The 12709-nt window shown below is 63.3% G+C and carries 10 protein-coding genes; 3 read left to right on the top strand and 7 right to left on the bottom strand.

The window, feature by feature from the left end:
• Positions 1 to 2: 2 nt before the first annotated feature.
• Entirely contained in the window at positions 3 to 1187 is a 1185-nt protein-coding gene (gene prpF / locus FRZ40_RS42790; protein ID WP_147238582.1) for a 2-methylaconitate cis-trans isomerase PrpF, read from the top strand.
• A gap of 869 nt (positions 1188 to 2056) precedes the next feature.
• On the opposite strand, the gene FRZ40_RS42785 is transcribed toward prpF, so the two are convergent.
• The 5 genes from FRZ40_RS42785 to FRZ40_RS42765 form a co-directional block, all read right to left on the bottom strand.
• Positions 2057 to 3379 (bottom strand): MFS transporter, encoded by a 1323-nt coding sequence (locus tag FRZ40_RS42785; protein ID WP_147238309.1) that lies wholly within the window; start codon positions 3377 to 3379, stop codon positions 2057 to 2059.
• Positions 3380 to 3492: 113 nt separating this feature from the next.
• A complete protein-coding gene (locus FRZ40_RS42780; RefSeq protein ID WP_147238308.1) occupies positions 3493 to 4422 on the bottom strand; it encodes a dihydrodipicolinate synthase family protein in 930 nt (309 codons plus the stop codon).
• A 42-nt stretch (positions 4423 to 4464) separates the two neighbouring features.
• Positions 4465 to 5808, bottom strand: a complete 1344-nt coding sequence (locus FRZ40_RS42775) for an MFS transporter (protein WP_147238307.1) — start codon at positions 5806 to 5808, stop codon at positions 4465 to 4467.
• Positions 5809 to 5877: 69 nt separating this feature from the next.
• A complete protein-coding gene (locus FRZ40_RS42770) occupies positions 5878 to 7467 on the bottom strand; it encodes an aldehyde dehydrogenase (NADP(+)) (RefSeq protein WP_147238306.1) in 1590 nt (529 codons plus the stop codon).
• Between the two features lie 11 nt (positions 7468 to 7478).
• The gene (locus FRZ40_RS42765) at positions 7479 to 9212 is read right to left on the bottom strand and encodes an IlvD/Edd family dehydratase (protein ID WP_147238305.1); all 1734 of its coding nucleotides are present in this window, start codon (positions 9210 to 9212) and stop codon (positions 7479 to 7481) included.
• A 188-nt stretch (positions 9213 to 9400) separates the two neighbouring features.
• On the opposite strand from FRZ40_RS42765, the gene FRZ40_RS42760 reads away from it, so the two are divergent.
• Positions 9401 to 10351, top strand: coding sequence for a LysR family transcriptional regulator (locus FRZ40_RS42760; protein ID WP_028365369.1), 951 nt, complete (start codon positions 9401 to 9403; stop codon positions 10349 to 10351).
• 19 nt (positions 10352 to 10370) lie between these two features.
• Here FRZ40_RS42760 and FRZ40_RS42755 read toward each other — a convergent pair whose 3' ends face one another.
• Positions 10371 to 11123, bottom strand: a complete 753-nt coding sequence (locus FRZ40_RS42755; RefSeq protein ID WP_028365368.1) for an SDR family oxidoreductase — start codon at positions 11121 to 11123, stop codon at positions 10371 to 10373.
• 14 nt (positions 11124 to 11137) lie between these two features.
• Positions 11138 to 11983: an ureidoglycolate lyase gene (locus FRZ40_RS42750; protein WP_147238304.1), complete on the bottom strand. Its 846-nt coding sequence runs from the start codon at positions 11981 to 11983 to the stop codon at positions 11138 to 11140.
• Positions 11984 to 12134: 151 nt separating this feature from the next.
• On the opposite strand from FRZ40_RS42750, the gene FRZ40_RS42745 reads away from it, so the two are divergent.
• Positions 12135 to 12563, top strand: coding sequence for a DUF3293 domain-containing protein (locus FRZ40_RS42745; protein WP_147238581.1), 429 nt, complete (start codon positions 12135 to 12137; stop codon positions 12561 to 12563).
• Positions 12564 to 12709: the final 146 nt, after the last annotated feature.

The raw sequence follows: 12709 nt of genomic DNA, 5'->3' as shown, positions 1-12709 counted from the left end.
ACATGGCACACGCACCTCAGATCAAGATACCCGCGACCTACATGCGCGGCGGTACCAGCAAAGGCGTGTTCTTTCGGCTAAAGGACTTGCCCGAAGCGGCGCAAGTGCCTGGCGCCGCGCGCGATGCGTTGCTGCTGCGCGTGATCGGCAGTCCCGATCCGTATGGCAAGCAGATCGACGGCATGGGTGGCGCGACGTCGAGCACCAGCAAGACGGTGATCGTTGCGAAGAGCAGCAGGCCGGATCACGACGTGGATTATCTGTTCGGTCAGGTATCGATCGACAAGCCGTTCGTCGACTGGAGCGGCAATTGCGGCAACCTGTCGGCGGCCGTGGGACCGTTTGCGATCAGCGGCGGGCTAATCGACCCTGAACGCGTGCCTGACAACGGTGTCGCTGTCGTGCGCATCTGGCAGGCGAATATCGGCAAGACGATCATTGCGCACGTGCCGATGACCAACGGCGCCGTGCAGGAAACGGGCGATTTCGAACTCGATGGCGTGACGTTTCCTGCTGCTGAAGTGCAGCTCGAGTTCATGGATCCTGCTGCCGAGGAAGAAGGCGCGGAGGGTTCGATGTTCCCGACTGGGAATCTCGTTGATGATCTTGAGGTGCCCGGCTTCGGCACGCTGAAGGCGACGATGATCAATGCGGGAATTCCGACTATCTTTGTCAATGCCGACGCGATTGGCTATACGGGTACTGAGTTGCAGGACGCAATCAACAGCGATGACGCGGCTCTGAAGAAGTTCGAAACCATTCGTGCGCATGGCGCGCTAAGGATGGGGCTGATCAAGAGTCTCGATGAGATCGCGAAACGGCAGCATACGCCGAAGATCGCGTTTGTGGCTGCGCCTGCTGGTTATGTTGCTTCTAGTGGCAAGGCTGTTTCTGGCGGTGATGTTGATCTGCTCGTGCGGGCTATTTCGATGGGGAAGCTTCATCATGCGATGATGGGCACGGCTGCTGTCGCTATTGGTACTGCTGCGGCTATTCCTGGTACTTTGGTGAATCTTGCTGCCGGCGGTGGAGAACGTAAAGCTGTGCGCTTCGGGCATCCTTCCGGGACTCTGCGGGTTGGGGCTGAGGCCGTTCTTGTGGATGGTGAATGGGTTGTGAAGAAGGCTGTTATGAGTCGTAGTGCGCGGGTGTTGATGGAGGGGTGGATTCGCGTGCCAGCGGTATAAGGTTTTTTGTCTGCGACGCAGTCGCGATTTTTGGTTTTTCTGGTTTTTTGGTTTTTGCTGCGCTGGCATCCGCGATTTCCTAGCGGTGCTGCAAGCGTCGCCCCTGTGCGGGGCGGCACCTACTTTTCTTTGCAGCGGCAAAGAAAAGTAGGCAAAAGAAAGCCGCTCACCCCGCTAATTCTTGTGTTTGCCTGCGGGCCCCTACGGGTCCCGCACTCCAGACGGCAACATGCTATTTCACGCCCGTTGCCAGCCTGCTAACCAAGCGCATACCCCTCTCCAGTCTCCCGTAGCGCAGCCAGCGGCAGCGAATGGTCTGCGCCGCCCAGGTGGCAAACTGTGTGTAGCTTGTCGCACCTTACGCGTTCGCGCTTCTACGACACCGATCCCGCTTTTCAGTCCGGAGTGGTGCACGTCGATCGCGACGGCCTACACACCGTTTGCCACCTGGGCGGCCGTGGACTTTCTGGTAACGGAGTCCGTGACGCGGGGGTGTGAAGTGGGGGATGCGAATCCAGGAGCGCTGGCAGCGGGCATTGAATAGGTTGATGCCGCCCGGAGTGCGGGACCCGTTGGGGGCCCGCAGGCAATGACCAGAACTGGCGGTGTGAGCGGCTTTCTTTTGCCTACTTTTCTTTGCCGCTGCAAAGAAAAGTAGGTGCCGCCCCGCACAGGGGCAACGCATGCAGCACCGATACGAAATCGCGGATGCCAGCGAAAAACCCCAAAAAAGGCAGGCACCCGCAAAGGCAGAATTGCAGCGTTTCAAATGCGTGCAACGCGCGATGGATGGAGATAATGCGTCGTCATCGACAGGGGCGTCCAACATGAACGCACACCCGTCGCTCGACCGGCGCCCGGCTTCGACATCAGCGGGCCGTTTGCTCCGCCGCCTCCACCACCCGCTGCCGCGCCATAAACCAGTAAAACACCGCAGCACACCCCGCAATCGCACCGCCGATCACAAACGCAAGCGAGTACGAACCCGTGCGGTCCACAATGAACCCGGCCGCCACAGGCGAAAACGCGCCGCCAAAATAGCCGCCGAAGTTCTGGATCGCACTGACCGACGCGACCATCGAAGACGGTGCAATATCCGCCGCCAGCGCCCACGCATTGCCGATCGTCGCCGCAATGAACGCGAGTCCGACTGTCATCAGCACGATCGTCATCTCGATCGACTGCGTGAACGGCAGCGCAATCGCGCACACAGCCGCGCCGAGCGAGCAGCAAACGATGATGACGCGCTTCGCGCCCATCGACGACGCCACGCCACGATCGACCAGCTTCGTCGCGATCCAGCCCGCCAGAATTTCGCCCAGTGCACCGCCGAACCACGGGATGCTCGCGTACACGCCAAGCTGCGCAAGCGAAATATGAAAGCGGTCGAGCAGATAGAGCGGCAGGAACACGAGGAAAAGATTCCACAGCCAGATCGCGCAGAAGTAGCCGAGAATCATGCCCCACACGCTGCGATGCCCGAACAGCGAGCGCCATTTGATCGACGACGTCGCGAGCGAATGCTCATGCCCGCCGCCGCCCGCTTCGATGTACGCGAACTCTTCGCGCGACAGCCGCTTGCTCTGCGCCGGGTTTCGATAGAGGAACAGAAACAGAATGGCGAACGCGATGCCGACAGCACCTGTCACATGAAACAGCGAGCGCCAGCCGAACGCGATCATCAACGCAACCAGCACGGCCGGCGCGAGCGCCGGTCCCCATTTCGACGACGAATCCCACACGCCCGTCGCGAAGCCGCGCTCCTTGCCGGGAAACCACGCGGCCGTGATTTTCGCGGATGTCGGCCAGCACGGCGCTTCGCCAACCGCGAGCAGCACGCGCATCACGATCAGCCCGGAGATCGAGCCGACCACGCCCGTCAGCCATGTCGCGACGCTCCACCAGATCATCCCGATCGCATACGCTTTCTTCGCGCCGAAACGGTCGATGATCCAGCCTGCGGGCAACTGCATCACCGCGTACGTCCACGCGAACACGGTGCCGAGCAAGCCGATCTGCGTGCGCGTAAGGCCGAGATCCTGAATCATGCCGGGCGCCGCGATCGAAAGACTCGCGCGATCCATGTAGTTGATGATCCCGCCGAGCAGCAGCCAGATCAGCACGTGCCAGCGATAATTCATGCGCGTCGCGCCTGCCGCCGACGCGCTTGTTGCCGTGAGCCTGTCATCCATTCTGTCTCCTCCTTTCGTTGCCTGCTGTGAACTCTGTCCGGTCCGACTCGATGCTGGCTGGAGTGTTGCGCGCCTGCTTTCTCACTGCCGACGCGCATCGCGCTATTGCTTCGTTACTTGCCCCAACGCAGCACCAGCGGATCGAGCCTACGCGCGATGTCGATCAGTTCGGCGCGCGTGTCGGGATGCATCGGCGGCAGCGGATGACGCGGGTTTTCGCACGCGATCACACCGCCCTCTTTCATCAGCGCCTTCGCGGCGAGCAGACCCGTCTGGCGATTCTCGTGATTGATCAGCGGCAACCAGCGCTGATAGTGCGCAAAGGCTTCGTCGCGCTTGCCTTCGCGGAAGAACTCGAGAATCGGACGGATGCCGTCGGGATAACCGCCGCCCGTCATCGAGCCCGTTGCGCCCGCGTTGAGATCCGCGAACAGCGTGATCGCTTCTTCGCCGTCCCACGGACCTTCCACTGCATCGCCGCCGAGGCGGATCAGTTCGCGCAGCTTGGCGGCCGCACCCGGCGTTTCGATCTTGAAGTACGACACCTGTTCGATCTCGCGCGCCATGCGTGCAAGGAACGCCGCCGACAGCACCGTGCCGCTCGCGGGCGCGTCCTGAATCATGATGGGAATGTCGATGCCATCCGACAGCCGCGCATAGAACTCGTAGATCTGCGTCTCGGGCACGCGGAACGTCGCGCCGTGATATGGCGGCATCACCATCACCATGGATGCGCCCTGTTCCTGCGCACGCCGGCTGCGCTCGGTGCACACGGCGCTGCTGTAATGGCTCGTCGTCACGATGACGGGCACGCGGCCCGCGACGTGTTCGAGCATCGTGCGCGTGAGCGTTTCGCGCTCGTCGTCGGACAGTGCGAACTGCTCGGAGAAGTTCGCGAGAATGCACAGGCCGTCCGAGCCCGCGTCGATCATGAAATCGACCACGCGCTTCTGGCTGTCCAGATCGAGTGCGCCCGTTTCGGTGAAGGTGGTCGGGACGACGGGGAAAATGCCGCGATAGCGTGCAGTGGATTGTGAGGTCATGGCTCGTGTTCCGCTAGAAATGAGTTGAGTGGGCAAACCGCATCAGCGCGCGGCGGCCTTCGGTTCGGGTAGTGACGCCCGCACGACGAACGTGATCACGACGGCGAATAGCAGCGTCGCGGACAGGAAATAGAGGCCGGCGGCAAGACTGCCCGTCGCATCCTTGATGAGACCGATGCCGTACGGCCCCACGTAGCCGCCGAGATTCGCGAGCGAATTGATCGTCGCGATGCCAACGGCCGCGCGCGCGCCCGTCAGGAATTGCCCCGGCAGCGCCCACACCACAGCCTGAATCGAATACAGCGAGAACGCGGTCAGGCAGATGAACAGGAATTGCAGCGCGGGCGAATGCGCCCACGCGCTCAACGCCATCGTCATCGCCGCAACGCCCGACACGACGACGATATGCCAGTACCGTTCGCGCTTTCGATCCGAATGACGTGGCACGACACACAGTCCGACGACGGCGAACAGATACGGCACGGCGGACAGCAGACCCGTGGTTGCATCGCTGACGCCGAAGGCCTTGATGATGGTCGGCAGCCACAGCGACAGGCCATAGATGCTCAACGGAAACGGCAGAAACAGCAGCGCGAGCAGCAGCACGCGTTTGTCCTTCAGCGCGGCGAGCGGATTGCCGTGCGACTTCAGGCCGTACGACGCGCTATCGGCGGCGAGTTCGCGTTCGATCCACGCGCGATCCGCTGCCGGAAGCCACTTTGCGTTGGCGGGCGACTCGGGCAGCAGGCGCAGCGTCGGCACGCACAGCAGCACGGCGGGCAAACCGCTCAGCACGAACAGCGTCTGCCAGTTCGACAGGCCGAACACGCCATGCGTCGACAGCACGATGCCCGCGACCGGTCCCGTCAGAATCCCTGCGAGCGGTTGCGCGAGCACCAGCAGGCCGATGATGCGCGCGCGATGCCGCATCGGAAACCACTTCGTGAGGAAGTACAGAATGCCCGGATACAGACCCGCTTCCGCCGCGCCGAGCAGAAAGCGCAGCACGTAGAAGCTGGTCGGCCCGCTGACGAGCGCCATCGCCATCGTGATGACGCCCCACGTGAACAGAATCCGCGCGAACCACACACGCGCGCCAAAGCGTTCGAGCGCGAGATTGCTCGGCACTTCGCACAGAAAATAGCCGATGAAGAAGAGCCCGGCGCCGAGGCCGTAGGCGGCGTCGCTGATGCCGACGGCCGCGTTCATGTGCAGCTTCGCGAAGCCGACGACGGAGCGGTCGATATACGCGACGACGTAAATCAGCGCAAGAAAAGGGATCAGCCGGCGAACCAGCAGACTCATGATCCGCTGTTCGTCGGCGAGCGCCGCGCCCGCGCCCGCGATGGGCACGGCCTGCTGCGCGCTGGCGTGAGGTGTGGTCATGTGCAATGTCTCCAATGTGTATCGTTATGCGCCGGCTGTTTTACGCTCAATCGGCCGGCGTACTGCGCGTCAGCCGGATGTGCGTTCGTACCGTCCCGCGACACGCCGATGCACGCCGAGCGGATTCGCGTCGCGCAGCGCTTCGGGCACGAGGGCGGCAGGCAGGTTCTGGTAGCACACGGGCCGCATGAAGCGCTCGATGGCGGCCGTGCCGACCGACGTGCTGCGGCCATCGGAAGTCGCCGGGAAGGGACCTCCGTGAACCATCGCGTCACACACTTCGACGCCTGTCGGAAAGCCGTTCGCGAGAATGCGGCCTGCCTTGCGTTCGAGAATCGGCAGCAACGACTGCGCGGCTTGCTGATCGGCGTCGTCGAGATGCAGCGTGATCGTCAACTGGCCTTCGATCCCGTTCAGCACCGTGCGCAGCTCGTGCGCATCCGCGCATTCGACCAGCACGCTGCACGGACCAAATACTTCGTCGGCGAGCGTGTGATCAGCGAGCAGGCTCTGCGCGCTCACGCGGAACAGCGCGGCCTGCGCGCGACGGCTGCCCGCTTCGGGCGCCTTGCCGCGCGCCAGCGTCGTCACGGCCGGGTTCTTTGCGAAGCGTTCGATGCCCGCCTCGTATGCGCACAGAATGCCGCCCGTGAGCATGACGCCCGCCGCCGCTTCACCGAGCGTCTGAGCAGCCGTCGCAGCGAAGCGCTCGAAACCTTCGCCCGCGATGCCGAGCATCAAGCCCGGATTCGTGCAGAACTGTCCGCAGCCCAACGTTGTCGACGCGACGAAATCGCGCGCGAGCGTATCGGCGCGTGCGTCGAGTGCAGCAGGCATCAGCAGGTTCGGGTTCACGCTGCTCATTTCTGCGTAGACGGGAATCGGCTCGGCGCGCGCGGCGGCAATCGCCATCAGCGCGCGTCCGCCTGCACGCGAACCCGTGAAGCCCACGGCCTTGATCGCCGGATGCGCGACGAGCGCCGCGCCCACTTCGTGGCCCGCGTCGAACAGCATCGAGAACACGCCTTCGGGCAACTGCGCGTGGCGTACAGCCTCCTGAATCGCTCGGCCCACGAGTTCCGACGTGCCCGGATGCGCGGGATGCGCCTTCACGACGACGGGACAACCGGCTGCGAGCGCAGCGGCCGTATCGCCGCCCGCGACGGAGAACGCGAGCGGGAAGTTGCTTGCGCCGAACACGGCAACAGGGCCGATGCCGATGCGCTGGAAACGCAGATCGGTGCGCGGCGGCTGCCGCTCCCGCAAGGCGGGCTCGATGCGCGCATCGAGTGCATCGCCGCTGCGCACGAGCGCCGCGAACATGCGCAGCTGATTCGCGGTGCGCGCACGCTCGCCTTCGAGACGCGCGCGCGGCAAGCCCGACTCGCTCATCGCACGTTCGATCAATGCTTCGCCCAGCGCTTCGATACGCGCCGCGGCATCGTCGAGAAAGCGTGCGCGCTGCTCGGCGGGCAGCGTGCGGTACACGTCGAATGCACTTTCAGCAAGTGCGCACGCTTCGTCCACATCGCTTGCCTGTGCGCTGTTGTACTTCGGCGTCGGCAACGCTTGCTCGCTTGCTGCGTCGATCGCATAAAACTCCGCGCCCTGGCCGCGCCGCGTGCGTGCGCCGATCAGCAGTTCACCCGTCAGATTCATCGTCTCTCTCCTCAATGCGAATGGCGCGGCACGCCTGCGCCCCGGCAGCCGACGAGGAAGTCCAGATCGCAACCTTCGTCAGCCTGCAACACGTGATCGATATACAGCCGCTGGTAACCGCCGCCTGCGGGCGCCTCGGGCGGCGTGTGCTGCGCGAGGCGACGCGCGAGTTCTTCGTCGCCGATATCGACGCGCAGCGTGCCCGCATCGCAATCCAGCTCGATCCAGTCGCCGTCCTGCACGGCCGCGAGCGGGCCGCCGTCGGCCGCTTCCGGCGTCACGTGCAACACCACCGTGCCGTATGCGGTGCCGCTCATCCGTGCATCGGAGATGCGCACCATGTCCTTCACGCCCTGGCGCAGCAGCTTCGGCGGCAAGCCCATGTTGCCGACTTCGGCCATGCCCGGATAACCCTTCGGCCCGCAGTTCTTCATCACGAGCACCGAGTTCGCGTCGACGTCGAGCGTTTCGTCGACGATGCGTTCCTTGTAGTGCTCGAAGTTCTCGAACACGACGGCGCGGCCGCGATGTTTCAGCAACGCCGGTGTCGCTGCCGACGGCTTCAGCACTGCGCCGCGCGGCGCGAGATTGCCGCGCAGCACGCGGATGCCGCCGTCTTTCACGAGCGGTTTGTCGAGCGGACGGATCACTTCGTCGTTGTAGATCGGCGCGTCCATCACGTTGTGCCAGAGCGCCTTGCCGTTCGCCGTCAGCGCGCCCGGATGCGGCAGCAGGTCAGCTTCGCCGAGTCGCCGCAGCACGGCAGGCAGACCGCCCGCGTAATAGAACTCTTCCATCAGGAAGCGGCCCGACGGCATCAGGTCGACGATAGTCGGCGTATTGCGGCCGATACGCGCCCAGTCGTCCAGATCGAGCTTCACGCCGATGCGCCCGGCAATCGCCTTCAAATGAATCACGGCATTGGTCGAGCCGCCGATCGCCGCATTCACGCGGATCGCATTCAGAAACGCTTCGCGCGTGAGGATCTTCGACAGCGTGAGCCCCTCGTGCGCCATCTCGACGATGCGCATGCCCGACATGTGCGCGAGCACATAGCGGCGCGCGTCGACGGCGGGAATCGCGGCGTTGTGCGGCAGCGACGTGCCGAGCGCTTCCGCCATGCAGGCCATCGTCGACGCCGTGCCCATCGTGTTGCAGGTGCCCGCCGAGCGCGACATGCCCGCTTCCGCCGACAGGAACTTGTGCAGATCGATCTCGCCCGCCTTCAGCGATTCGTGCAGCTGCCACACGGCCGTGCCCGAGCCGATGTCCTTGCCGTCCAGTTTGCCGTTGAGCATCGGGCCGCCCGTCACGACGATGGCGGGCACGTCGCAGCTCGCCGCGCCCATCAGCAGCGCGGGCGTGGTCTTGTCGCAGCCGGTGAGCAGCACGACGGCGTCGATGGGATTACCGCGAATCGCTTCTTCGACGTCCATCGCCGCGAGATTGCGCGTGAGCATCGCGGTCGGGCGCAGATTCGATTCGCCATTGGAAAACACGGGGAATTCGACGGGAAAGCCGCCCGCTTCGTAGATGCCGCGCTTCACATGCTCGGCGACCTTGCGAAAGTGCGCGTTGCACGGCGTGAGTTCCGACCACGTATTGCAGATGCCGATCACCGGGCGTCCGTCGAACTCGTGATCGGGGATGCCCTGATTCTTCATCCAGCTTCGATACATGAAGCCGTTTTTGTCGGCCGTGCCGAACCATTGGGCCGAGCGCAGCTTCGATTTCTTATCCGACATGCTTACTTCCTGAAGGCAAGTGCTGATTTGCTGAACCGGCGATCCGACGCTGCGTGCGCAACGTTTCTGAATGGCGAAAGTCGTGATCGCGGATCATGGAAAAAGAAAAGTGTACGAAGCGGTCTGATATCTTTCTAATGAAAATTGGCGTCTAACTGATATCGCTTTAATTATTGGTATTAACCCTTATGCTCGATTCGAATCCCTGGTACGTCCGCACGCGGCTAAAGACGCGCCAATTGTTGCTGCTCGTTGCGCTCGACGAGGAAGGCAACATCCACCGCGCCGCCGACGCGCTCAGCATGTCGCAGCCCGCCGCGTCGAAGCTGTTGCGCGAACTCGAAGAAATGCTCGATGCGCCACTGTTCGAACGGATGCCGCGCGGCATGCGGCCCACGCTGTACGGCGAGGTGATGATTCGGCACGCGCGCTCCGTGGTTGGCAGTCTCGATCAGGCGCGCGAGGAAGTGCTCGCGCTGAAGTCGGGGCAGCTTGGGCGCGTGGCCGTCGGCACGATCACGTCGCCTGCTGTCAGCCTGCTGCCCGCCGCCATCGCACAGGTCAAGACGACGCATCCGGGCCTGAGCGTGAGCGTCGAGATCGACAGCAGCAACGTGCTGCTCGAAAGTCTCGCGCAGGACAAGCTCGATCTCGTGATCGGCCGGCTTTCCGCTGAACATGACAAGCTGCATCTGCGCTACGAGCCTCTCGCTGAAGAACAGGCGCTCGCCGTCGCCCGTTCGGGTCATCCGTTGCTGGCGGCGCAGTCGCTGACACTCGCGGATGTCGTCGATGCGTCGTGGGTCGTGCCGCCCGCGCAAAGCGTGCTGCGTCATCGCTTCGAGCTGATGTTCCAGCGCCAAAGCCTCGCGCCGCCGTCCAACGTGGTCGAAAGCGCGGAACTGCTGTTCGTCACGAGCCTGCTGTCGCAAAGCGACATGCTCGCCGTACTGGCCGCCGAGGTCGCGCACTACTACGCCGCACACGGCCTCCTTTCGATCCTGCCGCTCGACATGCCGCTGCGCATGGACGACTTCGGCATCATCACGCGCACCGGGCAGCTGCTGTCGCCCGCTTCGACCCAGGTGGTGCGCGCATTGAAACAGGTGGCCGGCACGCTGTACGGCGCGCTCGCGTGAAGCATCACGCCGTGATAGATCAGTACGTCGCGCGTCCGCCCGAGAGATCGAATACAGCGCCCGTCGTGAACGAGTTTTCCGCCGACACGAGCCATGCAACCATCGCGGCGATTTCGTTCACTTCGACGAAGCGTCCGCGCGGAATCTTCGAGAGCATGTAGTCGATGTGCTGCTGCGACATCTGCTCGAAGATGCGCGTGCGCGCCGCAGCGGGCGTGATCGCGTTGACGGCGATGTCGAGCCGCGCGGTTTCCTTGCCGAGGCTCTTCGTGAGCGCGATGACGCCGGCCTTCGCCGCGCTATACGCGCTCGCGTTCGGATTGCCTTCCTTGCCCGCAATCGACGCGATGTTGACGATGCGCCCATAGCCGCGCGCAATCATCGTCTTCACGATCGCCTGGTTCACGTGAAAGGCCGCGTTCAGATCGATGTCGATCACGCGCGACCATTCTTCCGGCGCGTAATCGGCGACCGTCGCGTTCGCGCCCGCGATACCCGCGCTGTGCACGAGAATGTCGATGGCGCCGAACTGAGCGATGCTCGCTTGCGTCGCCGCCTGCACGTCATCGCGCTGCGTAAGATCCACGCACACGGTCTGAACATCGCCGAAACGCGCGAGGCTCGCCTTCGCTTCGGCGAGCGCGGTCTCGTCGCGGTCCCACAGCGCGACGCGCGCGTGGCCCTGCAACAACCGCTCCGCGACCGCATAGCCAATGCCTTGCGCACCGCCCGTGACGACGGCGGCGCGCTGCGTGAAGTCGTACTGGTTCATGCGCGCGCTCCCTGTCATGCCGCGACGGTACGCTGCTGCTGTTCGCCGAGTCCTTCGATGCCGAGGCGCATCGTCTGTCCCGCGCGCAGATAGACGGGCTCCGGCTTCTGCCCCATGCCGACGCCCGGCGGCGTGCCCGTCGAAATGACGTCGCCCGGTTGCAGGCTCATGAAGCGGCTCAGGTACGACACGATCTGCGCGACGTTGAAGATCATCGTGCTGGTGTTGCCGTTCTGATAGCGCTTGCCGTCCACTTCGAGCCAGAGGGCGAGCCGCTGTGGATCGGGAATGTCGTCGGCAGTCACGAGCCACGGCCCAATCGGACCGAACGTGTCGCAGCCCTTGCCTTTGTCCCACGTGCCGCCGCGCTCGATTTGATATTCGCGCTCGGAGACGTCGTTGATAACGCAATAGCCCGCCACATGCCTGAGCGCGTCGGCTTCTTCGATGTACGTGCCGCCCTTGCCGATCACGACGCCGAGTTCGACTTCCCAGTCGGTCTTCTGCGAGCCGCGCGGAATGCGCACGTCGTCGTTCGGACCGACGACAGCCGACGTCCACTTGCCGAACACGACGGGTTCCGCGGGCACGGGCAGATTCGATTCGGCGGCATGGTCCGCGTAGTTCAGCCCGATGCAGATGAACTTGCCGATGCGGCCCACGCAGGCGCCGATGCGTTCTTCGGTGGAGACGACCGGCAGCTTGCTGATGTCGAGCTGGCGCAGTTTGTCCAATGCTTCGGGCAACAGCGTCGAGCCGGCGATATCGTCGATGATGCCGGACAGGTCGCGTATCGCGCCGTTGCCGTCGAGAATGCCGGGCTTTTCATGACCGGGCGCGCCATATCGCAGCAATTTCATGGTGTTTCCTCGTCTCCAGTTGGCTGAGCTAATTGCGTATGCCGCACAATGTAGGGAAACGGGGCGCGGTTGGATAATGAAAGCTGCTGCATGGGCGATAACTTTGGGTTATCGCGACGCCTGCAATGTGAAGCCTTCAACGGAGATCTTTTTGTTTTCAGACTCGCAAATCCCGCGCGAAACGATCCAGGCATATCTGGAAACCGAATACATCGTCTTTGACGACGCGTCCACGACACTCAGGGTCGGTCGCGCCAATCCGCAGCTTGTCGCGCTGCATAAAGCTCACGGCGTCGCGTGCAGTGCGTTCATCACCGCCTGGAATCCTTTCAGCCAGACGTGCAGCGCAGAGTTCAACGCCGACCGTCAGCAAGCCTTGGCGCGTGAACTGGCGCAGCTGGGCCACGTTGTCATCGAAGGCATCGGCAAGCATCCGTCGAATAACTGGCCTGGCGAGGCGAGTTTTCTTGTACTCGGACTTTCACTGGACGCTGCAAAGTCGCTCGGTACCCGCTATGGTCAGAACGCGATCGTCTGGTCGACGGACGACGCCACGCCTCAACTCGTTCTTTTGCGTTGAACAGCGCGCGCGGCAGAAAGAAGCCATTTGCATCGACGCGAAACGCGCGGGCGTAAAGCGAAGCTCCTGTCGCCAAGGCGAGTAACGATCCATCACCCTTTAGCGTTGCAAAAAATCGGTCCCCATCAGGAATATTTTTTTCCTCG

Source organism: Paraburkholderia azotifigens (genome assembly GCF_007995085.1).
GTDB lineage: Bacteria > Pseudomonadota > Gammaproteobacteria > Burkholderiales > Burkholderiaceae > Paraburkholderia > Paraburkholderia azotifigens.
The sequence above is the reverse complement of the archived record's forward strand: the minus strand, read 5'-3'. Positions and strand labels throughout refer to the sequence as shown.

Excerpts from the sequence above, each read along its gene's own strand:
- FRZ40_RS42760 (WP_028365369.1), top strand. The coding sequence starts at position 9,401 with ATGCTCGATTCGAATCCCTGGTACGTCCGCACGCGGCTAAAGACGCGC.
- FRZ40_RS42780 (WP_147238308.1), bottom strand. The coding sequence starts at position 4,422 with ATGACCTCACAATCCACTGCACGCTATCGCGGCATTTTCCCCGTCGTC.
- FRZ40_RS42765 (WP_147238305.1), bottom strand. The coding sequence starts at position 9,212 with ATGTCGGATAAGAAATCGAAGCTGCGCTCGGCCCAATGGTTCGGCACG.
- FRZ40_RS42775 (WP_147238307.1), bottom strand. The coding sequence starts at position 5,808 with ATGACCACACCTCACGCCAGCGCGCAGCAGGCCGTGCCCATCGCGGGC.
- FRZ40_RS42755 (WP_028365368.1), bottom strand. The coding sequence starts at position 11,123 with ATGAACCAGTACGACTTCACGCAGCGCGCCGCCGTCGTCACGGGCGGT.
- prpF (WP_147238582.1), top strand. The coding sequence starts at position 3 with ATGGCACACGCACCTCAGATCAAGATACCCGCGACCTACATGCGCGGC.
- FRZ40_RS42750 (WP_147238304.1), bottom strand. The coding sequence starts at position 11,983 with ATGAAATTGCTGCGATATGGCGCGCCCGGTCATGAAAAGCCCGGCATT.
- FRZ40_RS42785 (WP_147238309.1), bottom strand. The coding sequence starts at position 3,379 with ATGGATGACAGGCTCACGGCAACAAGCGCGTCGGCGGCAGGCGCGACG.
- FRZ40_RS42770 (WP_147238306.1), bottom strand. The coding sequence starts at position 7,467 with ATGAATCTGACGGGTGAACTGCTGATCGGCGCACGCACGCGGCGCGGC.